Annotated in this window: 23 protein-coding genes; 17 read left to right on the top strand and 6 right to left on the bottom strand. The window is 40.7% G+C overall.

The annotated features are described in order from the left end of the window. Nucleotides 1–377: 377 nt before the first annotated feature. On the bottom strand, nucleotides 378–1,238 hold the full coding sequence (locus JXA84_02440) for an SPFH/Band 7/PHB domain protein (protein MBN1150061.1): 861 nt from the start codon (nucleotides 1,236–1,238) through the stop codon (nucleotides 378–380). 7 nt (nucleotides 1,239–1,245) lie between these two features. Continuing rightward, nucleotides 1,246–1,686, bottom strand: a complete 441-nt coding sequence (locus JXA84_02435) for an NfeD family protein (protein MBN1150060.1) — start codon at nucleotides 1,684–1,686, stop codon at nucleotides 1,246–1,248. 91 nt (nucleotides 1,687–1,777) lie between these two features. Between JXA84_02435 and JXA84_02430 the strand changes: the two genes are divergently transcribed. The 8 genes from JXA84_02430 to phoU all read left to right on the top strand — a co-directional run bounded on the left by JXA84_02430 (nucleotide 1,778) and on the right by phoU (nucleotide 9,714). Beyond that, a complete protein-coding gene (locus tag JXA84_02430) occupies nucleotides 1,778–2,473 on the top strand; it encodes a response regulator transcription factor (GenBank protein ID MBN1150059.1) in 696 nt (231 codons plus the stop codon). A gap of 67 nt (nucleotides 2,474–2,540) precedes the next feature. Continuing rightward, the gene (locus tag JXA84_02425; protein MBN1150058.1) at nucleotides 2,541–4,202 is read left to right on the top strand and encodes a PAS domain-containing protein; all 1,662 of its coding nucleotides are present in this window, start codon (nucleotides 2,541–2,543) and stop codon (nucleotides 4,200–4,202) included. Nucleotides 4,203–4,302: 100 nt separating this feature from the next. Further along, nucleotides 4,303–5,355: a hypothetical protein gene (locus tag JXA84_02420; GenBank protein MBN1150057.1), complete on the top strand. Its 1,053-nt coding sequence runs from the start codon at nucleotides 4,303–4,305 to the stop codon at nucleotides 5,353–5,355. A 76-nt stretch (nucleotides 5,356–5,431) separates the two neighbouring features. After that, nucleotides 5,432–6,514 (top strand): phosphate ABC transporter substrate-binding protein PstS, encoded by a 1,083-nt coding sequence (pstS, locus tag JXA84_02415; protein MBN1150056.1) that lies wholly within the window; start codon nucleotides 5,432–5,434, stop codon nucleotides 6,512–6,514. Between the two features lie 37 nt (nucleotides 6,515–6,551). Further along, on the top strand, nucleotides 6,552–7,469 hold the full coding sequence (pstC, locus tag JXA84_02410) for a phosphate ABC transporter permease subunit PstC (protein ID MBN1150055.1): 918 nt from the start codon (nucleotides 6,552–6,554) through the stop codon (nucleotides 7,467–7,469). After that, on the top strand, nucleotides 7,466–8,317 hold the full coding sequence (pstA, locus tag JXA84_02405; protein ID MBN1150054.1) for a phosphate ABC transporter permease PstA: 852 nt from the start codon (nucleotides 7,466–7,468) through the stop codon (nucleotides 8,315–8,317). Before pstC ends, pstA begins: the two co-directional genes overlap by 4 nt. Next, entirely contained in the window at nucleotides 8,299–9,057 is a 759-nt protein-coding gene (gene pstB, locus JXA84_02400) for a phosphate ABC transporter ATP-binding protein (protein MBN1150053.1), read from the top strand. The genes pstA and pstB overlap by 19 nt, the downstream gene beginning before the upstream one ends. A gap of 9 nt (nucleotides 9,058–9,066) precedes the next feature. Then, entirely contained in the window at nucleotides 9,067–9,714 is a 648-nt protein-coding gene (phoU, locus tag JXA84_02395) for a phosphate signaling complex protein PhoU (GenBank protein ID MBN1150052.1), read from the top strand. A gap of 6 nt (nucleotides 9,715–9,720) precedes the next feature. On the opposite strand, the gene JXA84_02390 is transcribed toward phoU, so the two are convergent. Both JXA84_02390 and JXA84_02385 read right to left on the bottom strand, forming a co-directional pair. Next, nucleotides 9,721–10,101, bottom strand: a complete 381-nt coding sequence (locus JXA84_02390; protein ID MBN1150051.1) for a protease inhibitor I42 family protein — start codon at nucleotides 10,099–10,101, stop codon at nucleotides 9,721–9,723. A gap of 2 nt (nucleotides 10,102–10,103) precedes the next feature. Next, entirely contained in the window at nucleotides 10,104–10,748 is a 645-nt protein-coding gene (locus tag JXA84_02385) for a hypothetical protein (GenBank protein MBN1150050.1), read from the bottom strand. Between the two features lie 69 nt (nucleotides 10,749–10,817). Here JXA84_02385 and JXA84_02380 point away from each other — a divergent pair, with 69 nt between their 5' ends. The 5 genes from JXA84_02380 (at nucleotide 10,818) to JXA84_02360 (ending at nucleotide 16,412) form a co-directional block, all read left to right on the top strand. Then, nucleotides 10,818–11,612: a hypothetical protein gene (locus JXA84_02380; protein MBN1150049.1), complete on the top strand. Its 795-nt coding sequence runs from the start codon at nucleotides 10,818–10,820 to the stop codon at nucleotides 11,610–11,612. Next, entirely contained in the window at nucleotides 11,609–13,402 is a 1,794-nt protein-coding gene (locus JXA84_02375) for an ABC transporter ATP-binding protein (protein ID MBN1150048.1), read from the top strand. Before JXA84_02380 ends, JXA84_02375 begins: the two co-directional genes overlap by 4 nt. 22 nt (nucleotides 13,403–13,424) lie before the next feature. Then, on the top strand, nucleotides 13,425–14,621 hold the full coding sequence (locus tag JXA84_02370; GenBank protein MBN1150047.1) for a nucleotidyltransferase family protein: 1,197 nt from the start codon (nucleotides 13,425–13,427) through the stop codon (nucleotides 14,619–14,621). Between the two features lie 69 nt (nucleotides 14,622–14,690). Further along, the gene (gene umuD, locus JXA84_02365) at nucleotides 14,691–15,131 is read left to right on the top strand and encodes a translesion error-prone DNA polymerase V autoproteolytic subunit (GenBank protein MBN1150046.1); all 441 of its coding nucleotides are present in this window, start codon (nucleotides 14,691–14,693) and stop codon (nucleotides 15,129–15,131) included. Continuing rightward, on the top strand, nucleotides 15,132–16,412 hold the full coding sequence (locus tag JXA84_02360) for a Y-family DNA polymerase (protein ID MBN1150045.1): 1,281 nt from the start codon (nucleotides 15,132–15,134) through the stop codon (nucleotides 16,410–16,412). A 13-nt stretch (nucleotides 16,413–16,425) separates the two neighbouring features. Here the strand turns inward: JXA84_02360 and JXA84_02355 are convergent, their stop codons facing one another. Continuing rightward, nucleotides 16,426–17,766, bottom strand: a complete 1,341-nt coding sequence (locus tag JXA84_02355; GenBank protein MBN1150044.1) for an 8-oxoguanine deaminase — start codon at nucleotides 17,764–17,766, stop codon at nucleotides 16,426–16,428. Between the two features lie 447 nt (nucleotides 17,767–18,213). Here JXA84_02355 and JXA84_02350 point away from each other — a divergent pair, with 447 nt between their 5' ends. Both JXA84_02350 and JXA84_02345 read left to right on the top strand, forming a co-directional pair. Next, nucleotides 18,214–18,831, top strand: a complete 618-nt coding sequence (locus JXA84_02350) for a TetR/AcrR family transcriptional regulator (protein MBN1150043.1) — start codon at nucleotides 18,214–18,216, stop codon at nucleotides 18,829–18,831. Between the two features lie 65 nt (nucleotides 18,832–18,896). Further along, nucleotides 18,897–19,646 carry a hypothetical protein gene (locus JXA84_02345; protein MBN1150042.1) on the top strand — a complete coding sequence of 250 codons (750 nt, stop codon included), beginning with the start codon at nucleotides 18,897–18,899 and terminating at the stop codon, nucleotides 19,644–19,646. A gap of 8 nt (nucleotides 19,647–19,654) precedes the next feature. Here the strand turns inward: JXA84_02345 and JXA84_02340 are convergent, their stop codons facing one another. Next, nucleotides 19,655–21,046: a DEAD/DEAH box helicase gene (locus tag JXA84_02340; protein MBN1150041.1), complete on the bottom strand. Its 1,392-nt coding sequence runs from the start codon at nucleotides 21,044–21,046 to the stop codon at nucleotides 19,655–19,657. A gap of 76 nt (nucleotides 21,047–21,122) precedes the next feature. Here JXA84_02340 and JXA84_02335 point away from each other — a divergent pair, with 76 nt between their 5' ends. Continuing rightward, the gene (locus JXA84_02335; protein MBN1150040.1) at nucleotides 21,123–21,365 is read left to right on the top strand and encodes a hypothetical protein; all 243 of its coding nucleotides are present in this window, start codon (nucleotides 21,123–21,125) and stop codon (nucleotides 21,363–21,365) included. A 35-nt stretch (nucleotides 21,366–21,400) separates the two neighbouring features. Beyond that, entirely contained in the window at nucleotides 21,401–24,523 is a 3,123-nt protein-coding gene (locus JXA84_02330) for a PAS domain S-box protein (protein ID MBN1150039.1), read from the top strand. Nucleotides 24,524–24,548 lie beyond the last annotated feature (25 nt).

Here is a 24,548-nt window from a genome sequence, read left to right as displayed (position 1 = left end):
TTCACCGACGCCAACAAGATAGTTGTTGTAAGGTAAAGAATACTTTCAGATTTGTAAGGGATGAAGCTCGCTCTCTGAGCGAGCTTCGCCTGGATTTTTCCAAGAATAATTTCTTAAAAAAAGACCAAAAGTAAAAAGGGAGTTTTTTACTTAAACGATTGCTATATGATAAAGGCAGTAATTTCTGCCGAGAAGAGGAATAAAGCTCTGGTCCTGAAATGCTAAGATAAAGAAGAAGTCATTAAAGTAATTTACTCTTTCTTCGAGGTGTAAATTCATTTCTCAAAAAAGAATCCCAAAGTTACAAAAAAAGCAACCTCGAAGAGGAGCTTCGCCCCCGCACAAAGAGAACATGGAAAATGCAAAAACAGTAAAAACTATTTTTTAAACAACTCCCCTACAGAAGCTATAGACCCGAGAAAAGCGGAAGAGTCGTATGGCATGAAAATTTTTGTAGCGGTTCCGTTTGAAATCGTCGCAAGTGCTTCGAGGTATTTAAAAGCGAGAAGGTCGTTTGTCGGGTTTCCCTTATGGATTGAGTCAAAAACTATGAAAATTGATTCGGCTTCTCCCTGAGCTACTGTGATCTTTTGATATTTTTGGGCGTCGGCGACTTTTTTAATTGATTCAGCGTCTCCCTCGGCTTTGAGTATTACAGACTGTTTATGGCCTTCGGCTTCAAGAATCATCGCCCTTCTCTCTCTTTCGGCTTTCATCTGGCGGTGCATCGAATCAACTACTTCTGAAGGCGGTTCGATTCTCTGCAATTCTACTCTTGTTACTTTTGTCCCCCATTTGTCTGTGGCCTCGTCAAGAATCAACCTCAATTTTGTGTTGATGACTTCTCTTGAAGTCAGGGACTCGTCCAGGGCGAGATCACCGATTAGATTTCTTAGGTTTGTCTGGGCTAATTTTGTGGCAGCTAAATAAAAATTTGCCACGTTGTAAGCGACCTTAACGGGATCTGTCACTTCATAGTAGACCACAGCATCAACTTCAACAACTACATTGTCTTTTGTAATTACAGATTGAGGAGGAACATCTACAACTTGTTCTCTGAGGTCTATCCTTCTCAGCTTTTCTATGAACGGAAATACAAAGTTGAGTCCGCTGCTGACTGTTCTCTGATATCTTCCAAATCTCTCCACAAGCCCTTTTTCCCAGGGTCTGACAATTTTAAGAGATGTCGCGGCGAAAAAGAAGATAATAATTGCCGCGAAAATTATTAGAGGAAGCATGTTCATATCATTCTCCTTTTTTAAACGGTTTTACCAATAAGCTTACACCCTGTTTATCGACTACTTCTATTTCTGTTCCTTCTTCAATAACCTCATCGTTTTTCGACACGGCTTTCCAAACTTCATTTTCAACTTTTGTCAGACCTTTACCTTCGAGATTGTCGATTTTTTCAATTACAATGCCTTTAACCCCTATCAACCTGTCCGCGCCTATTCCTTTGGGCTGTTTTTTTGTCACTTTTTCGGAGAATTTCCTTGCAAAAGCGAATGAAATAGCCGAGAAGACCACAAAAGCCACCCATTGCCAGATAGGATGAAAGTTGAACAAGGTCACTATTCCAGCTGCCGTCGCTCCAATACCAAAACAACTCAAAAAGAAACCCGCTGTGAAAATTTCCCCAACAAAGAACGCAGCCGCTGATAAAAACCATATCCAGGTTAACCACATGGGTCCTCCTAAAATTTTACTTATTCGAGTACTCTATATAATGTATACTAAAATGAATCAATCATAAAGATCATTTTTATTTGGAGGTGAAATGCCAAATCAAAAATTGGTAGCCGTCGTTGACGATGAACCTGACATAGTTGAATTGATCACGTACAGTTTAAAAAAAGACAATTTTTCGACAGAAAGTTTTACGGACGGGATTTCCTTTATGAATTATCTGTCGAAAAATCGACCGGACCTCGTAATTCTCGACATTATGCTCCCAGGGTTGAGCGGCATAGAGATATGCAAAAAGGTAAGATCAAATCCCCAGACAAAAAATTTACCCATAATTATACTCACCGCGAAAGACACAGAAACAGACAAGGTTTTGGGACTGGAGCTCGGAGCAGATGATTATGTCGTCAAACCTTTCAGCGTCAAAGAGCTCATTTCAAGAGTAAAATCTGTTATGAGAAGGACTTATGAAAGAGAAAGCGAAGAAGAAAAAAAGACAATTGATTACAGAGGCTTGGTAATTGACAGGGAAAAATTCACCGTTCAAGTAGATGGAAAAAATGTTGACCTGACGGTCACAGAGTTCAGGATTCTTGAAATACTCGCGTCAAAACCGGACAGGGTTTTCAGCAGGGATTCAATTCTTGAGAAATTATGGGGCTCTGAAAAGATTGTAATTGACAGAACCATAGATGTTCACATAGTCAAGATCAGAGAAAAGATTGGAAAATACGGTAAAAACATCAAAGCAGTGAGAGGAATAGGGTATAAATTCGAAACAAGTTAAGAGAATCTTCAGATTCTCTTTTTATCCCGCGTTGTTGGTGACTTTTGTTTTTTTGTTTTGCGCTGTCATGACGATAAAGGTTTTCAACGATGTTCAGAGAGAAGAGAGAATTCAAACACTTCTAAAAGCAGCGGAAGACGCCCAGTTATTGTCGACAAAAATCTTAAGCGAGAAGCCTTTATCAGATGAGGACAGCCTGTTCAAAGGAATCTTCGGCGGACAGGATTTCAGGTATTCTCTTTACGGCCCGGACGGGGAACTTCTCGCCGATTCAAAAGTTCAAAAAGACAGTTTTCCCGGCAGAACAAGCGAAAGCGTTTTTTTTCAAGGTTTGATAGCCGCTTCCGATAAAGAGGACAAAAAATTCGGTTATATCGAAAAAGAATACTCTTCCTCTTTGTCCTTGCCGATTATTTTAAGTGGAAATCTTTTAGGAGTTATGGTTGTCGAAGGTTCGGTTGAAACTCAAAAATTAGAAAATACAAAATACATAATCCTTATTTTTTTAGCTGTTCTAATGTTTTTTTCTCTATTCTCTATTGCAGGGAGCAATTCGGATATCTTGAAAACTTTCGATTCTATAAAACGGCTGATTGAAAGAGCGGCTGAAAATGAAAGGGGAATAATTCTCAGCGAAAAGGAGATCGCTCTTTTAGGAGAGGAGCGTTTAAAAATCTCGGATTTGCTCTCAGGAAGGAGAAATGAGAAAAAAGATTATATCGAGGTTTTAGGAAAAATTATTGAGATTCTTCCTTCCTATGCCATGGCCATAGACACTTCCGGAAAGATTGTTCTTTGCAACAGCGCCGCGGAAAAATTTTTTTCTAAAGACCCGTCAGAAAAAATAACAGGAACCTATTACAGAGAAGTTTTTGGAAAGGAAGAACTTTTCAACATGATATCGCAGGCGGATAAAACAGATTCTTCTTTGAACGCCGAAATGGAAATCAACGGATTATACTGCGATACGACTGTTGATAAAGTTTCGTTTGACGGAATGAAGCTGTTTTTATTGATCGCTCATGACATATCAGAGAGAATAAAGACAAAGGAAAGACAAAACAGATTTATCGTCAGCACGGCGCACGAACTTAAAACACCTCTTTCTATAATAAACGGGTTTTTTGAGATTCTCGAAGGCGAATCGGAGGAAAACAAAAAGAAATTTTTCTCAATAATTAAAAATAACCTTGTCAGGTTGAACAATCTTGTCAGCGACCTTCTGCTTTTGACCAAAACGGACGATCCCGGTTTTCTCTATGATTTTGGAAAAACCGACCTGAAATTTATTGCTCAAGAAATGGTCGCAGCTTTTGAGCAAAAAGCCAAAAGCAAGCAAATCGAATTTAAGACTTCATTTCCTGAAGATGAAGCGTTTGTTTTTGGAGACAATTTTCTTCTCGGGCAAATGATTATGAACCTTGTCGACAACGCTGTTAAATACAACAAAAACGGCGGAGAAGTCACGATTTCTATTGAAAAGAGAAATGGTCTTGTCGTTCTCGCGGTAAAAGACACAGGAATAGGAATACCCGAAAAATATTCAAAAGAGATATTTTCAAGATTTTTCACAATAGATAAGTCGAGATCAAGAGAAGCGGGTGGGACAGGTCTTGGACTTTCCATTGTGAAAAATATTGCGGATAGGCACAGCGCATACGTCAACTTTGAAAGCGAAAAGGGAGAAGGTACGACTTTTTTTGTCAGTTTTCCAGAGCTAAAAAATTAACCTAATATTAACATTTCAATTATTCTAAATTAACTCTCCGGCCATAAAGTTCTATCGTTTTTGACGAGAAACAAAACATAATTAACGAAAAGGAGGATCTGTGAACTCGAAAAAAACTGTTTTTATCGGTCTTGTAGCAATGCTTGGTCTCTTTTCAGCTCTTCAGGGGTTTGGTCTTAACCTCGGTATGGAAGTAAGAGATAGGTTTACTCTTGTGCAGTCGGCGCCAGACGACACAGGCGACGCTGAAATCACAGACATGTATTTCAGCATCGAAAGAGGGTACGTTATTCTCTCGGCCAAATATAACGACTATCTCTCAGGAGCTTTTACACTCGATTTTTTCAGCAGCAAAAAATACGCCGAGGGAGCCACGGTGAGGTTGAAAAAAGGATACGTTCAGCTTTCAAACCTTATCGACTATCATAAGATGCAATTCGGTCTTATATCGAATGTCTTCGGCGAAGAAGGAGTGGCTAAAGCAGGATGCCCGACGATTTCACCGAGATTGTTCGATTTGGAAGGATTGCATGCTTCTGCCGATTATGGTTTCGCCACTATAGGAAACCTTCAATATTTTGACTGGGCTGTTACGGCGATAAATGGAGAAGGGTATAAAAAGACAGGAAGCGATCTGAACACAAAGATGATGTTCGGCGTAGCCGCTAACGTGAAACCCATCCCGATGGTCAACTTCGGCGGGTCTTTTGTCATGGATAACCCCGGTGATCCCAACGCGGACGACGAATACGATAAAGAAAACCTCTACCATGCAGCTTTGAATTTCAACCATCCTTATTTCGGTCTCGGAGCTGTTTACTACGGCAGAAGTTACACGGCCGCGGGTGCAGATGATGCAGTCAATTCAATGGGATTTGCGGTATATCCTGTTTTGCACCTCAAACCCATGACAAAAAACGCCATTGACATCTACGCCAGATACGATCAGTTTGATCCGAACACCGACACCGATGATGACGGATGGAACAGAATATTCGGCGGTATAAACTGGACAGCCTTCAAAGACAGCAAGAACAAAGTTGACGTAGGCGCTGAGTTTATGATAGAAAGCTACGAAATGGAAGACTACACTTCAACAAACAAGTTTCTCTTCCAAATAAAATGGGCTTTTGACACAAAAGTTTCGTCATAAAGAGGTTTAAAGCACAGGTCTGGAAACAGGGGGAGGGAATCTTCCCCCTTAAACTTTTTTAATAAGGAGAAAAAGTATGAAAAACAAGAAAATTCTTGCCATTGTCATGATTTTCGCGGCGCTTTTGATCGGCTGCAGCCAAAAACCCCAGCAGCAGACCACAGACGATTCTTCCCAAGTTGAGCTTGTCGAGATGGACATCATGGCGGCAGGGGCTACTTTCCCTTTCCCTCTTTATTCAAAAATGTTTGATGAATACGCGAAAATTAGAGGGCCTAAAGTAAACTACAACGCGATCGGTTCTGGAGGCGGAATAAACCAGCTAATAGAAAAGACCGTGGATTTCGGCGGAACAGATGCGCCGATGAAAGCGGATGATTTTGAAAAGGCAGGCGCAGAAATCGTACATATTCCCACGGTGCTCGGAGCGGTAGTTGTCTCTTACAACCTTCCGGACAATCCTCCGTTGAAACTGACTGACCAAGTTATAGCGGATATATTTCTCGGAAATATTGTAAAGTGGAACGACCCGAAAATCACCGAAATAAATCCGGAAATATCTCTGCCTGATATGGAAATAATCGTCGTCCATAGATCAGATGGAAGCGGAACGACACATATTTTCAGTGATTACTTGACAAAAGTCAGCCCTGAGTGGGCGGATAAAGTGGGGGCAGGAAAATCCCTGGAATGGCCTGTAGGAATCGGCGCGAACGGGAACCCTGGCGTCGCAGGACAGATAAGTTCTACCCCGGGAGCCGTCGGTTACACAGAGTTGATATACGCTCTGAGCAATTCTATGCCAGTCGCATCTGTCAGGAACAAAAGCGGAAATTTCATTACGCCTTCAATCGCCTCCGTCAGTTCCGCCGCCGCGATAGATTTACCGGCTGACATGATAGTTTCCCTGACCGACACTGATGCACCGGAAGGATACCCAATCAGCGGTTTAACATGGCTCATTCTCTACAAAGACCAGAATTACGGCGGAAGAAGCGAAGAATTGGCTAAAGAGATTGTGAATTTGATATGGTGGATGACCCACGAAGGACAGGTTTACTGTGAAGAGCTTCATTACGCTCCACTGCCGCAAGACGCCATAGGGGACATTGAGACACTAATTAAATCCATCAATTACGGCGGAAAACCCTTGATGTAACTGTATTAAGGGAAAACCCCGGAGACTTGACTAAAAAATGAACGATAAAATTTTCAGGGGCATTCTCTTTGTTTCAGGACTGCTGATTTTTTTTCTTATTGGCGGAATTTTCCTGACTTTGTCTATCGGCGCTTTTCCCTCAATCAAGTCTCTGGGATTTTCCTTTTTGACGAGATCAAACTGGAACCCTCAAACAGTTTGGAACGGCAGTGCAATTGAGCTTGGCGCGATTCCATTTTTATTTGGCACGATCGTGACTTCTTTTTTGTCTTTGGCATTGTCAATTCCTTTCTCGTTTTCAACCGCGCTTTTGCTGGGGGAATACTACAGAAACGGTTTTATTCCGGCTTTTTTAAAAAGCACAGTTGAACTGCTTTCTGGCATTCCATCAGTCATATACGGGTTTTGGGGTTTTAACCTGATAGTCCCAATCATAAGAAACATTGAATTGAAGATTGGAATACCCCCTTATGGAGTGGGCATAATGGCCGCGTCTTTGGTCTTGGCGATAATGATTATTCCCTACTCTGCTTCGTTGATAAGGGAAATACTGCACCTGGTTCCTAAGGAATTAAAGGAAGCTGGTTATTCTCTCGGAGCGACTCGATTTGAAGTTATTAAGAATATTGTTTTTCCCTACGCTAGATCCGGAATTGTCGCGGGGCTGCTGCTCGCTCTCGGAAGAGCGCTGGGAGAGACCATGGCGGTTACGCTTGTCATCGGAAACCTGAATTCTCTTCCTAAAACTCTCGGGTCAATTTTTCAAATACATAAAACATTGTTTTCACCTGGAAATACAATGTCGAGCATTATTGCCCTTGAATTCAACGAGTCAAGCGGCATACATCAATCCGCGCTAATCGAGATGGGGCTTTTGCTTATTCTGCTCACCACAATTATTAATTTTGCGGGGAGATTCATAATTAAAAAAACAGACAGGTCGAATTCCAGATGAAGCAAAAATCCTTTTCATTCAGAAAAGCTGAAAACATTTTTTTCAAGACAAGCGTAATAGTGTTTTCTCTGGCTACGGTAGTTCCTCTTTTACTGATAATATTTTTCGTCGTCAAAAAAGGATTGTCGGTAATCAATATCGATTTTTTACTTTCTCTTCCGGCTCCGGTGGGACAAGAAGGGGGAGGTATTTCTAACGCCATAATCGGGACTCTGCTTTTGATTGGGCTGACTTTGATCCTATCGGTCCCCGTGGGAATTTTGTGCGGTGTATTTCTCGCTGAAAACAAGGGAAAACATCTGGCTTTCTGGATCAGGTCCTGGGTTGAAGTCCTTCAAGGAGTTCCATCGATAATAATGGGTATAATCGCCTACATCTGGGTAGTCAAACCGCTCAAAGGCATGTTTTCCGCTTTTGCGGGGTCGGTTGCCCTTTCCATTATGATGCTGCCCCTGGTCATCAAAGCAACTGAAGAAACCGTCGGAATGGTCAATCCTACGTTAAAAGAAGCTTCCATGTCTCTTGGGGTCCCTTATTACAGGACCATTCTCGGAGTTGTTCTGCCAATAAGCCTCAGCGGCATAATGACGGGAATTCTCTTGGGTGTGTCGAGAATAGCAGGGGAGACAGCCCCTCTTCTTTTCACGGCTTTTGGCAACCAATTCATGAACTACAATATTTTTAAACCGGTGAACGCTCTTCCGTTGCTGATATACAGGTACGCGACAAGTCCGTACAAAGATTGGCATGATATAGCGTGGGGAGCTTCTTTGTTTTTAATTGTGTTTGTATTGCTGGTCAACTTTATCGCGACAGGAATATCGAAAAAATGGAAAGTTCAGTTTTAAAAAGCGTTGACTTTTCGCTTTACTACGGAGAAGCAAAAGCTCTAAACAAAATCAATGTCGAAATACCCCCGAATAAAGTGACTGCGATCATGGGTCCTTCGGGATGCGGCAAAACCACGTTTTTAAGGGCTATAAACAGAATGCATGAGCTGGACAGGGAGATAAGATGGGAGGGTGAGATATTTTTGAGAGGACAGGAAATCCACTCTCTGGACCCGATAGGGCTTCGCAGAAAAATCGGAATGGTCTTTCAAAAACCCAACCCCTTTCCCACAATGAATATATATGACAATGTCATTGCCGGGTATAAACTGGGAGGAATAAAACTTTCAAGATCCGACAGAGATTCGATAGTAGAAGATTCTCTGAGAAAGGCGGCTCTTTGGGACGAAGTAAAGGATAAATTCCACAAAAGGGGGACTTTTCTCTCTGGAGGTCAACAGCAAAGGCTATGTATAGCGAGATCTTTGGCGCTGAAACCCGAAATATTATTGCTGGACGAGCCGACGTCCGCCCTGGATCCAAAAGCGACTTCAAAAATTGAAGAACTCATAGTAGAATTGAAAGAATATGTCACTCTTATACTTGTCACCCATAACATGTCTCAAGCGGCGAGGGTTTCAGACTACACTGCTTTTTTCTACGTGGGAGAATTGGTTGAATTCGGAAACACAGAGAAAATGTTCACTTCTCCCGACAATAAAATAACGGAAGAATATTTGACGGGGAAATTCAGTTGAGGAGATTAAATGTTACATGAAAAAATTGAAACGCTTCACGAGAAAATTATTTCGTTTTCTTCTCTAATAGAACTGATGATAGTGAAGAGCTTTTCTGGTCTCACGAGCATCAACACCGCGATTTTGAAAGAAGTCATAGAAAACCTCGAGAAACAAGCGAATCTCAAAGACGTAGAAATCGAAGAGTTTGGCGCTCAAACAATAGCCCAGTTCAGCCCAAAAGCATCTGACCTGAGAAAAGTTTTGATGATAATGGAAATGAACAGCGATCTCGAGAGAATAGGGGATCACGCTGTCAACATTGCCCAGCACGCGCTTTTTTTGGTGGATAAACCAAAGCTAAAAGACTACGACGATTTGGAAAAGATGAAAGAAGACGTCCTTTTCATGTTCAAAAACAGCATCAAAGCCTTTATAAGAGAAGACATCTCTCTCGCGAGGGAGGTCTGCGCGAAAGACGACGAAGTTGACGATAGAAAAGATAAAATAATTAAAGAACTAATAGATATAATGCTGTCGGATCCAGCGAGCATAGAAAGAGCCCTGAAAATGATTAACATAACGCACGATCTCGAAAGAATAGCCGACCTCTCAACAAACATTTCCGAAGAAGTGGTTTTCATTTTTCAGGGGAAAATTATCAAGCACAACCTTTGATTTTCTCTAAAAAACCGTTTGCAGTTTAAAGAAAAGCACAAAAGAGTCAATCCCCGGTTTTTCCTCCCAGTCGCGCTTGTAAACCATTGATAGCCTGGATAAATTTTCTTCCGGCGCCTGGAAAAAGAAAATTTCTCTGCCCCCTGAACCTAGAACACCACTGTTATTCTGCACGAAGAGTGCGCTTTCCAGTGAAAAAAATCCGCTTTTTGAGGAGTCTATCCCCCATTTGTATCCCGTTGTAGGGTTTGATGGAAGAACGATAGAAAATTTTTGTCTGAAACACAGGGAAACAGTGTCTCGGTTAAAAGACTGGTCAAAGACCGTGCTGTTTTTTACCGAACAGCTAAAAGTCAAAAGCAGAAGCAGAAAACGCATTAACCGCATGTTCACTGCTCTACCATTGTCTGTGCGGGTTCCTGTCCGGAGATGTAGATCTCGCCCTCCAAACGCAATTCCGGGTCCGAAGAGCTTGAAAGCTCGACATGGCTGGAACGGAGAGTTACCAGCGTGCTTTCGACGGAGAAGGAGTCTATTGCAATTCTGAATTTGTCGAAAACAACCTTTTCCAACGTATCCACTCCTTTAACGATGGTGACTGTCATAGAAGGAGATAATGGATCGCCGTATAAAGTTTTCAGGTTCGTGTATTCGTCTTCAGAGATTGAAAACGAACTTTCTGGCTTTTCACAGTCCAGGATACACCCCAGGGGAGTGCACATTCCGACAAAAACAGAAAATTTCTCGGTGGCTGGAAGCATTAAATCGAAATAAACCGTTTGATCTGATTCCAAAACAGAATTGAAATTAAGAGATAAACTGGAGTAAGCTCCTTCCGTCACTTCCGAATGATCCAAGGGCATGATATATTTTCCGTTTTTAAGACAGTTGCAGCTGTCGGGTAAAGAAAGAACAAAGCACGTGTAGTTGTCGGATGGTTTTTGTTTTGCAGCCGTGACAATCTCGTCTGTATTTTTGGTGCATCCGTTGAAAAAAAAACAAACCAAAGCCAATAAAAACATCTCTTTTTTCATCGTCTCTCCTTGCCATTGTTGGAATAATGATATACAAAATAATCATTCAAGTCCACAAAAGGAGGCAAATTGAAAAGGTCGGTGTTTTTGGTTGTCTCGCTGTCAATCCTTTCCTGCGGTTTGCTCGTCAAAGACAATGCAACCGTTACCTGTCTGGGAAACTCACTTTCAAGAGAAAATTTAGAATTGTTGTACGAAGAATGGTTTTCATGGCCGTATGAATATATGTTTGATGGTTGCGATAAAAATCAAATGTTTCTCGCCGGAGTAAACGGGATTCTTTATTACGGATCTCTCGCTGAGGCCTTTACTTTTTTACTGGAGGACGGGTACACGCTGAAACATTATCAGGATATCGGTGCAATAGAAAGGATTTCAGGCATACAAATACTTTTAAAAAGTGAAGATTTCGGTTATTACAACCCGGAAATCATAATCTGGGGCTATCAAAATTTGATCCCTCTTCCGGAAGACGAGTTTTTAGACCAAACTTACAGAGAGGTCTACCACAGGGTTTTCCAAAGGTTTTTCAGGATGATGACAGAATCCTTTTTGTACCTCGAAAGAGAGAGGAATGTCGAACAAGAAGCTGAACTTTATCGCGAAAAAGTCGTTTTAGGACGCGTTGACGCTCTTTTGTTTCTCGAAGACAGGTATAAAGGCGTTCTCGAAGAATACCAGGTAAGAGACGGTTATAGCGAGTGGACAGTTGGCATGGCAATAGGTTTTTGGTTAAGGCGTAACTTGGACGGAACAGACGTGTATCTCTGGGAGGGATTGACAAAACTGATGAAATTATATGACGGAGAGTGGTTTGAAAGGGAAGCTTTGGGGGGTTCGAGTTACAGAGAGAGCGATTTTTGAAAAATAGTTTTTCTAGACTTAAAAACGCTATAGCGGTCGTTTTTTACGCTTCAAAAAAACTTTTTTTCGCCAGAATTATTCTGACTGTGATACGCTCCGCGATACCAGTTTTGCTTTTGTATATCGTGAAACTTTTTGTAGATTCAGTTGCTACAAGTCTTTCTTCGACTAATCCAGAACAAGGAATGTTAAAGTCTATTGCTCTGATCGCCGCGGCGGGAGCCGCCTACTTCGTCAGTTTTTTAGCGGATTCCTTGAACGATATTGTCTCGGAATACTTTTCGCTTAAAACATCCGACAAAGTCTATGAAATTATGCATAAAAAATCCTCTGAAATCGACATAGCATACTACGACAATCCTGTTTATTACGACACCCTACACAGGGCTCAAAGAGAATCCCCCTACAGACCAGTCAACACCCTCAACCAGTTTTTTTCGATTTTCCAAAACCTCTTAACGTTTTCAGGGGTAGCGGTGCTGATATTTTCCGTAAACAGTTTAGTAGGATTGATTCTTTTTGCCGCCGTAATTCCCGGTACTTTTGTCCAGCTTTATTTCGTTAAAAAAATATACTCGTGGCAGAAAAGAATAACAGAAAAAGAAAGAGAGACTTGGTATTACAATTATCTTTTGACTTCGGAAAGTTCCTCGAAAGAAGTGAAGATTTTCAGCACATTCCAGTTGTTCAGAGATAGATTTCAAAGCATTAGAAACACTATCAGAAGAAAACTAATATCAATTAAGATAAAAAAATCCGCCGCGGATTTTTCTTCACAAGTATTTTCGTCTTCCATCCTAGCTTTGCTCATGGTTTTTATGACTTTTAAAACCTATAGAGGGGAGATCTCTCTCGGAAACCTGGTCATGTTTTTACAGGCTTTCCAAAGAGGGCAAGGGAGTCTCAAGGGGTTGCTTGGAGGGTTTGTCGGACTTTATGAAAACAGCCTTTTCCTGTCTTATTTCGCTGAATTTTTGGGTTTAAAAACAAAAATTATTACGTCGCCCCCTGGTGTTGAATCGAAATTTGAAAATGTTGAAAAGATCTCTCTAAGAAAAGTAGTGTTTTCCTATCCCGGTTCGAAACTGAAAGCTCTCGATGACCTGAACTTGACGCTTGAAAAGGGCAGATTTACGGCTATTGTCGGGAGCAACGGATCCGGAAAATCGACAATCGCGAAAATATTGTGCCGTCTATACGACCCGGACGGGGGCAGCGTATTTGTCGACAGTATTGATTTGAAGAGAATTGAACCCATGAAGTGGTACGATTCGGTCTCTTTGGTGTTTCAAGACTTCCAGAAATACCAGCTCACCCTTGCTGAAAACGTAAGCATAGGAGACGTTGAAAGGTTAATGGAAAACGAGTCTGTGGTAGAGTCTCTAAGAGACGCGGGAGCTGTTAATATTTTGGATAAGTTGACCGAAGGCATAAACACAAAGCTGGGGAAATGGTTCAAGGGAGGAGAAGAGCTGAGTTTTGGCGAATGGCAGAAGCTGGCTTTGGCCAGGTGCCTTTTTAAAAGGGCGCCTGTCTATATTTTTGACGAGCCGACTTCCCATCTCGACCCGGAGACGGAACGTCTGTTTTTACAAAAGGTCAAAGCCCTATCAAAAAAAGCTGTAGTCGCGCTGATCAGCCATAAGTTTTCAAACGTCAAGCATGCCGACATCATATACGTTCTCGACAAAGGCACTGTTGTTGAGATGGATTCTCATGAAAACCTTATAAAAAGAGAAGGGTTTTACGCCGAGCTTTACGCAAAAAGTCTGCAAGAACAGGCAAAATAAAAGAAAGACAATAGACCTGTTTTTGGATATCCTTTCACTTGCAAAGGAAAAAAAATTTCCGTCTGGTATTGATGAAAAGGGGTGGAAAAGAGTTGCCAAAGAGGCACAATACCACTCTCTTTCGGGGTACCTTTCGGAAGTTTTAAAATCAGAAAAAGCGGATGTCCCCCCCCAAATCTTTGAATCGCTTTCCTCTGGCTACGCACCTGCGTGGAGGGATTCGCTGGCTTATTTGGCGATTTTGGAAAAGGTTGAAAAACTTTTTTCCGTAGATGGAATAGACCTCATTGTTTTGAAAGGCCCGCATGTTGCCCAGGAGATATACCGCTCTTTCAAACAGAGGCCCATGTCAGATTTGGACATATTGGTCAAAAAAGCCCATGTTGAAAAGGCTCATAAAAGCATGAAGAAAATCTCGGTTCCAGAAAATTGGAACATTACCTGGATTGAAAAGTACCATTATCACTATGGATATACTGTATCAGAAAAGATCTACAGCGGCGTGAAACCATTGAAAATCGAAGTTCATTGGAACCTTTTGCCTCCTGATAATCCATTTTTGCTGGATATGGAAGAGGTCTGGGCAGACGCAACAAATGTTCAAATCGGAAACGTAAAATGCAAGGTTTTGTCGAAAGAACATTTACTGCTGTATTTGTGTCTTCATATTGCTTTCCTTCATGTTTTCCAAGTCAAGCTTCTGCATTTTTTGGATATTGGTCTTTTTTTAAAAAAAGAAGAAATCCAGTGGCAAAAGTTTTCAGAAATAGCGCATGAAACAAAAGCCATAAAGGCAGTTGGACTTGTTGCAAAAGCTGTCAATGCGTTATTTGGAGTCGAACTTCCCGAAGAGTTATCAGAAATTGTACAAAAGGCGTCTATTGATGAAAATACTCTCGAAGACGCGTTGATTTTTTCTCTTAAAAAACAGCAGACGGTACACACATCTTTCAGCAGATTCAAAAAAAAATCCGGTTTCTTGAGAAACCTTGTCTCTCTTTATTTTAGTCTGTTTCCAACCCCAAAGCACATAATCGAGATGGAGAAAATTGAAGCCCCTTTTCCTGACGTTTTTATTGCCTATGTCTCCAGGGTGATTTCCTTATTTAAAAGAAGAATTTATCCTTTTGCCGAAATTTACAAAAACAGAGAAGAGTTTTCAAAATTTATGGCATTTGAAGAAATAAAAGAAAAAATAATCGACAAAATCACAATGTAGAGGGGGTTAAGACAAAAGATTTTCAACCTTCAATTGCTTTTAGACCCTCAAACAAATAGAATTAATCCAATGAGAAAAGAGATCAAAGTCACAGAAATGTTTTCATTCGAAAAAAAAGCAGAAATAAAAATTCCATGTTTCGAAGTCAAAATATCCGCTGGATTTCCTTCTCCGGCTGAAGATTACGCCGAAAACAAACTCGACCTAAACGAATTTCTGATAAAACACCCATCGGCGACTTTTTTTATCAAAGTCTCGGGCGATTCCATGGTAGGCGCGGGTATCAATTCAGGGGACATCCTCATCGTCGACAGGGCTGAAAAACCAGGCAACAACAGGGTTGTAATCGCTGTAATCGACGGGGAATTTACAGTCAAGAGGATACACAAAAAGAAAGAAAAAATATATCTTGTCCCTGAAAACGCTGAATACAAGCCCATTGAAGTAAAACCTGAAATGAATTTTGAGGTCTGGGGCGTTGTGACTTACGTGATTCATCCATTGGCTTGAATGAAAAGCCCTTTGTATCATCCTCCCATAGCCCTCGTGGACTGCAATAATTTTTACGTCTCCTGCGAGAGGGTTTTCGCTCCATCTTTGAAAGGCGTGCCAGTTGTCGTCCTCTCAAACAACGACGGCTGTGTGGTCTCAAGGTCTGAAGAGGCAAAAGCGCTGGGAATCAAAATGGGAGTTCCGGTTTTCAAGATAAAAAACTTCATAGAACAGAACTCAGTGAAAGTGTTTTCATCCAACTACGAACTTTACCAAGACATGTCTATAAGGGTAATGCAGACCCTGAGGCAATTTTCATCTGATGTTGAAGTATATTCGATAGATGAGGCCTTTGTCCTCCTTGAAGGATTTGAAGAAAAAAGGCTTTTAGACCTGGGATTAAAAATAAAGAAGACTGTTTTGAAATGGACAGGAATACCTGTTTCAGTTGGAATAGCCGAGACAAAGACGTTGTCGAAAATAGCTACAAAAGAAGCAAAAAAAAACGGTTCTGGTGCTGTCGACATATATAAATTTGAGAAAATCGACAAAATTCTCCAAAACCTTGGAACCGAAGATGTCTGGGGAATCGGAGCAAAGCAATCTTTAAAGCTGGCTTCAAAAGGTGTTTTTACAGCTTTGGATTTAAAAAATGCTGACAGAGAATGGATTTTGAAAAATTTAACGGTAGTTGGATTGAAAACCTTACTCGAACTGAACGGAGAGCCATGCATTGACATTGAAAACATGCCATCGGACAAAAAGGGCATGGCCTGTTCAAGATCTTTCGGCAGAACTGTAGAGAAAATTGAAGAGTTGAAAAACGCCCTTTCACAATACGTTACTTTGGCTGCTGTCAAGCTGAGAAGCCAAAACGCGGTCCCGTTGTCGATGACTGTTTACATAACTACCGACAGGTTCAACGAGGACGAAGAACAATACGCGAACTGGTCAGATGTAAGGATTAAAAACCCGACGAACTATACCCCCTCACTAATAAAACATTCTCATAAAGCTTTGGAGAACATATTCAGGAGTGGGTACAAATATAAAAAAGCAGGGGTTGTTTTTACCGGAATCATCAAAAAGGATGAGATCAGCAAGTCGATTTTCGAAGAAGAAGACCAATCCAAAAATAAAATAATAAAAACCATAGACGAAATAAACCGAAAAATGGGAAGAGAAACCGTGGGCTTCGCCTCTTCAGGATTTGATAATTCCTGGAAAATGAAAAGAAAAAAATTGTCAAAGAGGTACACGACGAATTGGAATGAACTGCCTGTAGTGTACTGCGATTGAGATTTTGCTAATGCTATTTTTCGATGAGTTTTTTTGAAAGAGAGTTAACCTTTTCCGATATCTGTCTTTCGTCTATTGATACGAGTTGACCGTTTCTCACGACGATTTTACCGTCAATAATTGTGTATGCGGTTTTATGTGAAAAACCGGTAAAGATAATAGAGGCGACAGGATCAGACAGAGATCCAGCCCTGTCTATGCCGCCGAGATCAAAGACTGCGATATCGGCAGCTTTACCTTCTTCTAAAGTACCGGAGTTTTCAAAACCGAGCATCTGCGCGCCGCCCTTTGCGGCAAAACGTAAAACTTCTCTTGCCGTCAGAGCATCCGGTCCTCCAAATACTCGGGCGAGAAGCAAAGCGTTTCGAGCTTCCGCGAGCATGTCAGAGGTATCGTTTGAAGAAGAACCGTCGACACCGAGTGAAATTCTGACTCCTAGATCTTTCATCTTTTGGATTTTCGCAGCTCCAGAGCCTAAGCGCATATTTGAAGTCGGACAGTGGGAGACTCCTGTGTTTGTTTCTGCGAGCAAATCCAATTCATCTTCTGTGAAGTATATTCCATGGGCGAAATAAACATCCTTGCCAAGCCATCCAAGATCCGACATAAGACCGAGAGGTCTTTTACCGTAGATTTCCATGCAGTATTCTTCCTCGTCTTTTGTTTCAGCCAAATGAGTGTGCATTATGACTTCTTTGGTCCTGGCGAGAGAGGCGGTTTCTTTCATGAGGTTTTCTTCGACGGTAAATGGACTGCACGGCGCCAATATCACCCTGCTCATCGAGAAAGGAGAAGGATCATGAAACTTTGAGATTGAATCGTCCATGTCCTTCAAAACAACATCCCATTTTTGGACTATTTTATCGGGGGGGAGCCCGCCGTCGCTTTTTCCTCTTGTCATCGCTCCCCGGGAAGGGGAAAACCTGATCCCCGCTTTTTTTGCCGCCTCAAACTGAACCCCGAGTATACTCTTTGAAATTTGCGGCGGGTACAAGTACATGTGGTCTGAAGAAGCCGAACATCCGGTAAGCATCAGTTCGGAGCAGCATAAAAGAGTGGAATAATAGACACAGTCCTCGTCAATGTTAACCCATTTGTCGTATAGGAATTTCAGCCAATCGAACAACTTGGCGTTTTGTACCTGTTTTAAATTCCTTGTGAGGGATTGGAACATGTGGTGGTGGGTGTTTGTAAAGCCTGGCAGGACGAGGTGGCTGCTGCAGTCGAGGATCTCTCCATCAAAATCTTGACTTATTGAAGGGGATTTGGAGATTTTTTTAATCTTGTTGCCTTCAACTATTATATCATGGTTTGACAGCTCTCTTTCTTCGCCGTCGAAAGTCGCTATTGACATGCAATTTTTCAACGCTAACAAAAATTCTCCAATTTTGAAAAAAAACCGGCGAATTATTATATAAATTCGCCGGCGAAAAATAAATACGCTTTTTTAGATTCTTTGAATATAAAAATCTTCAAACACTTTTATCTTCGATTCGTCAAAAGAAACGACGGACTTTACCACCGAAGACAAAGAACCGAGTTTTCTCTCATCCATTTTTTCACCACAAAAACAAAGGGTTCCACGACAGGTAAAACCTTTCTGTCATTGGTTTTTGTCCTTTGATTTTCTTTTTCAGGATTTTTTTGCCGTTAATTTTCTTTTTCTTTAAAACTTTCATTTTCTTCCTCCTTTTAAACGACGGTTGTAATTAAAACAACAATTAAATATTAAACATTGTTTGATTATTTGTCAAGGGTTTTTTTTCTTTACCAAAAAGATTTTTTTTTATAATATATATACATGGAGTCAAAAAGGGAGATCAGAAAAAAGAGAACATTAGGTTACTTTGTAGATGCCGCTTGTCAGGTAATAGAAAAAGAAGGCATTCAGTATTTAAGCGTCAGAAAAGTAGCTGATATTGCAGGATACCATTACGCGACATTGTATTCGTATTTCAAAGACATACACGAATTAAAATACTACGTTGCCCTTAAGTTCATGGATGATATTTTCGAATATATAGCAAGATTTACAAAAGATGTAGTATTTGAAACCCCGCTTGATCGGTTTCAACAGATTAGGAAGGCGATCGCTTATTACGCTTTCGAACACAAAGACGCTTTCAGGCTCATAAATTTTACATATTTCGGAAAAAACACCCCTAATGTCATTTCCAAGCTGATGGAATCGAAAACAACTCGATTGGAAAGCCAGGCTTTTCAAAAGGCGGCAGAATTTTGCGGGATTCCCAAAAAGAGGGCAGATCTTCTGAACGTTGTTATAAGGTCGATTTTTCACAGCTACTTCATTGGATTTTCCGAGAACAGGTTCAAGAAGGATAAAGATGAAGTTGTAAAAATTTACATGTCGGATATAAAAGAACTTTTCGACATTTTCAAAGAAACACCTGACAAATAACTCTTGAATAATATCTAATTTATAATAAAATTGTAGATAGTCATGCCATTGAAAGGAGAAAAAAGATGAGAAGGTCCCTGGTCCTGATTTTGACTGCTCTTATGGCCGTCGCTATGTTTTTTGCCGACTGCAGCAAGAAACCCGAAGAACCGACAACAGACACCACAAAAACCGACACAACTGTCGCGGTACAAGAAGAAGCTTTTGTCAAGCTCGACAAAGAAGTGTATTCACCCGAGGAAATAATTGTTGTCCAATACCTTGCACTTGAAGAATTTGACGACAACGCATGGATTGGATTGATCCCTTCGGAAGTCGCTCACGGAGACGAAGAGGAAAACGACGAATATGACGTCCAGTATCATCTTATTGGAACAGAGCTCGAAGGCGAAGTGACTTTTGATGCTCCTGTAGAACCGGGAGAATACGACATAAGGATGTTTGACAGCGATTTCGAAGGCGAAGAAGTCACCTACGCCTCTTTCACCGTATCAGGGGAAAGGCAAGATGTCACCGCCACGATAGAACTCGAAAAAGACGTTTTTGAACCGGGAGAAGAAATCGAAGTCAAATTCACCGTTTCCCAAAGGCTTGAGTCTTCCGCTTGGATAGGATTGATCCCTTCAGATGTAGCCCACGGCGATGAAGAAGAAGCTGACCAATACGATTTAGACTGGAATTATCTCGACGGAGAACTCGAGGGTACCCTCACGTATTACGCTCCGGATGAACCCGGCTCTTATGATCTAAGACTATTCAGCAGCGACAGTGAAGGCGAAGAAATTACGAGCATTACTTTTACAGTTTCGGAATAAACAAAACTTCAGGCCCGTAAAAACTCGATACTTACGGGCCTGTTTACGTTCGAAAGCGATGTTTTGTAAAAAAGTTCCCTTTTTTTATACTGTTTTTCAAAGTATTCAACTCTGTCGTCCCTGAAATCGTAAATTACCTTTTTGCTGTCACCCCGGAGAATTCTGCCCACGTATTGCAAGAGTTTCCCTTCAAAGGAAACTGGAAAAGCAAGGAAAAGGCAATCCAGAGAAATAAAATCCGTGCCTTCACCGAAATATTGGCCGGTGGCCATAATTAGCTGGTAATCTCCGGTATTAATTTTATCTCTTTTATAAGCTCTTTCTTTTTTGGAGTCATCTCCTGTCATTGTGACGAAGTCTGAATTTCCTGAAAAAAAGTATTTTAATGCCTCTATGTGTTCTTTGCGCTCGGTTAGAAGAACCGTTTTTCTGTTTTTAGATATTTCCCCCATTACCATTTCAGTTATAATTCTGTTTCTGTGGGTGTCGAAAATCAGCATTTTGTTTAAAATTTCAATTTCACCCGTTTTGATGTTGAAAGGTACAAAAAAGCCCGTCCCGACGATTTTTATGCAGATATCTCCACCTGTATTTGTGATTGTTTTTTGAGTCAAATCGTGAAGTTTATCTCCGATAAAAATGAAAATCGCCTTTTCATCTCGGTTTTTTCTGACTGGAGTAGCTGTCAGTCCATAGATATATCTTGGATTGAGTTTTACGATTGCCTTTCGAAACATTTTTGCAGGAATGTGGTGGCATTCATCGACAATTACGGTGCCAAAAAGATCTGTGATATCAACGGAATGCATTTTTGAAAGAGTTTGAAGCGTTGCGAGAGTAATTTTTTCGCCTTTTTTTATTTTTTTTGTAGAAAGCGAACCTATTTCCCTTTTTGGGATCTTTAAAAAAGATTCTATTCTGTCCGCCCACTGGTCCATGAGCTGTCTTCTATGAACCAAAACAAGAGAAGGCAAAGATTTTTGTTCAATTATTTTTAAAGCGACAACCGTTTTTCCAGACCCAGGAGGGGCTACTAAAATCCCGCCGTCTTTCTTTAATACATCGCGAAGAGCTGTTTTCTGTGATTCAAAAAGCTCTATGCCAGGCGAAAAGATGACCTTTTGATGTCTGCTTCTTTTATCTTCGATTTTATATTCAATGCTGTGCTCTTCAAAAAATAAAAGGAGTCTGTCCAAAAAACCGCGAGGGACGACAATTTTGTCTTTTTTGATTTTATAAAACGTGAAACTGCTTTTCAAACCCCATACGCTCTTTCCCATTTTCTTTCGGAGAAAATATTCGAAATTTGGCAGGGTCAAACTCTTTTTTACGAAAGAAGCAAGACTTTGATTCCCGTTGAATTCTTCTATCTGGATTAGGTTTGAAATTATAATTATCACGGTTGATTATAATTTAATAAAGAATACAATTCAAATCAAAGAGGTGGTATTATGTAAGAGAATTTATTTTGTCAATATGGTTGATAAAAAAGATAAAGGCTTTCCAGGAATTATCCATCAGAAAAGAATTAAATTTGGACGCTGCCCGAAAACGTCTTGGCAAAGAGCCAGGAAAAATCAGGTTAAACCGGCCATGTCAAGAAAAGCTTTGGAAGTGTTGATAAAGGAGAAAATAACACCAAATTGTCAAATATCTGAAGCGGGAAAAATCGTTTCATACATAATAAAAAGATTGTATATACCGGGACAAAAGTTTTAGGCAGAGTGATACAATAAATCTGGAGAATTTAATAGATGGAAAAATGCTTTGAAGTTTTATTCAATAGCCTGAAAAATCCGGTCGTGTTTTTTGACGGAGATTGTAAGGTCAAAGCTTTCAACGTATCTTTTCGGGAATTTACGAACAGGGCTGAAAGTGAAATTCAAAATCACGACTTGAAAGATTTGATCCCTGGTTTTTGCCAGAAAGAGATATTAAATCAATGCTCCAAATCTATTGAAAACAAAAGAGAGTACAGAGGTGAAATTGTTTTCAACGACAGAAACGTTTTGTTTTCGGTCCAAAAAGCACGGAAATTGTATTTTCTTGTCATTGAAGACTGGACGGAAAAGAAAAGAGCGGAAAGAGAACTCCAAAGAGAGAGAGACGCGTACCATTACCTCGTTGAATCCTCGACCAAAGCTTCGGATATAAAGGAGTTGTGCGAAGATTTTTTGAAACATTTCATAGATATTTTCGACCTCGACAAAGGATCTGTGAGGCTTTTAGACAAGAGCGGAAAAAAGCTTGATCTCTTCGCGGCTATTGGCTTTTCAGAAGAAGAAAAAAAAGATCAGGAAAAACCTCGTTTTTTAAGAGAAAAAAAGCACATAACTACATACGTCGCGGCGACCAAAAAACCGATTTTCGCACCAGACACTGAAAATCACTTCCTGAAAGAAATATTCAGCAGAAGGATAAAAAAGATAAAGTCTTTATTTTCCTGGCCCCTGATTGACGATTTAGGCGAGGTCTATGGAGTCTTTCACCTGATTGGCAACCATAAAAAAGGATTTTCCGAAAAGGACAGAATTTTTTTTGAAAACACCGCAATAATATTTTCAGAAATTCTAAAAAGAAAATTTTCACAGGAAAAATTGGCGGAAAGCGAAAAAAACCTAAGGTCAATTCAGGAGAATATTCCAATAGGGATTTTCAGAACAGACGTAAATGGAAAAATAATTTCAGCGAATCCGGCTTTTGTCAATATTTTCGGATACAAGAGTATTGAGGAGATAAAAATGGTCTCCGTTGTCGATTTATACGTCAAAGAGAGGGACAGGTTAAAACTTCTCCGGTTGCACGAAAAACAGGAAGAAGTCAGGAGCTACGAAATAGAGATGAAAAAAAAGAACGGCGACAAGATTGTATGCCTTTGCAACGAGAAGCATGAGCTTTCCAAAACAGGAGAGGTGGCATTTATCGACGGTTCAATAGAAGACATCACCCTGCGGAAAAAAGCCCAAAAAGACTTAGAGGAGACAAAAGAAAGATACAGGCTGTTGTACGAAAGTGCCGACGACGCCATTTTTTTGATGAAGGACTATCTTTTTATAGATTGCAATCATAAAGCGAGTGAAATGTTTTGTCTGGAAAAAAATTTGCTTTTGGGAAAAAAACCTTTTGAGACTTCGCCTGAATTTCAGCCCGACGGTATTTCCTCCGCCGTAAAAGCAATAGACCGCATGAACAACGCTATGTCGGGAAAATCCCAACGTTTCGACTGGGTGCATAAAAGGGGAGACGGAAGTCTTTTCAACGCAGAAGTCTCTCTGAACAGATTCACAGCAGGAGGAAAAGTCTACCTGCAGGCAATCGTGAGGGATTTCACAGAAAAAACAAAGTATATAAACGCCTTAAAGGATGCCGAAGCGAGATTTAGAAGCTTCATGGAACTCGCCCCGGACATACTTTTCAGAGTCCAGATAAAAGAAAATAAATGCGAATTGCTCTCTCCATCCGTTGAAAAGATACTCGGTTATAAGGTCGAGGAAATCGAAAATAATCCGATAAATTTTTTCTCCTCAATAATTCACCAAGAAGATAAAGAAAAAATCAACGAGATATTCTCCCAAAAACAGACGCACAGCGAAAAGGAAGATTCTGTCGAATTCCGTTTTAGGGCTGAAAAAAAAGACGGAGACACAATATGGATGAGAGCCACGGTGAGAATGGAATTCGAAAACGGAGAAGTCATTAGGGCAAACAGCGTCATAAGCGATATCACCAACCAGATAAAGATGGAAGAAGAACTGGGCAAGATTGAAAAGCTGAAATCCGTCGGAGTTTTGGCAGGAGGAATCGCACACGATTTCAACAACATTCTCATGGGGATACTCGGCAATATATCTCTTTCAAAAGAATTTTTAAATGGCAAAAGTGAAGTTTATAAACTGTTGGAAGAAGCCGAAAAAGCCTCTATAAGAGCGAAAAATTTGACAAAGCAGCTGCTGACTTTTTCAAAAGGCGGACAACCCGTGAAAAAAGCAATGAGGATCAACGAATTGCTTTCCGAAGCATGTGTATTTTCAACAAGAGGTTCAAAATGCAAAATAGACTTTGACTTTCAAAAGGAACTATTTTTTGTGGAAGTAGACGAAGATCAAATAGCTCAAGTTTTCAATAACATAATAATTAACGCGGTTCAGTCGATGCCACGGGGAGGCATAATAAAAATAAAGGCGCATAACACTCACGTCGGCACACTTTCTTCACCTCCTTTGAAAAGCGGCGATTATGTCTTGGTTTCGATTACGGACCAGGGTTATGGCATAGATGAGGAGAAATTGGCAAAAAAATTCGACCCTTTTTTCACCACAAAAGATTCAGGGAGCGGGCTTGGTCTTACAACGGCCTATTCGATAGTCAAAAATCACGGAGGAACAATCTTGGTAGAATCTGAAAAATACAGAGGATCAACTTTTCAGATATACCTTCCCTCTACTTCCAAACCTGTTGAAAAAATTGATAAAAATCCAAAAGTGGAAAAAGGAAAAGGGAGAGTTTTAATCATGGACGACGAGAGGTCTGTCGTCGGTGTTTTGTCCCAAATGCTCAGCTACCTTGGGTATGAATCGGAATCTGCGTCAAACGGCGAGGACGCTCTTTTAAAATTCGAGGCTTCCGTTCGTGAAAAAAAACCCTATTCTGCCGTCATAATGGACTTGACAATACAAGGCGGAGGCATGGGCGGAAAAGAGACTGTTCCGAAAATCCTCGAAATAGACCCTTTCGCAGTTGTTTTCGTCTCCAGCGGGTACTCTGACGATCCGGTGATAACCAACTACAAAACGCACGGCTTTTCTGGATACTTGACAAAACCCTACGACATTTCAGAACTCAGCGAACTTTTGGCAAAATATTCCGGCGGAAAATAAAATAGCAGACTCAGCACCGCAAAAC

This window comes from candidate division WOR-3 bacterium (assembly GCA_016926475.1).
Taxonomy (GTDB): Bacteria; SDB-A; SDB-A; order SDB-A; family SDB-A; genus JAFGIG01.
This window is presented reverse-complemented; position numbering and strand designations above follow the sequence as displayed.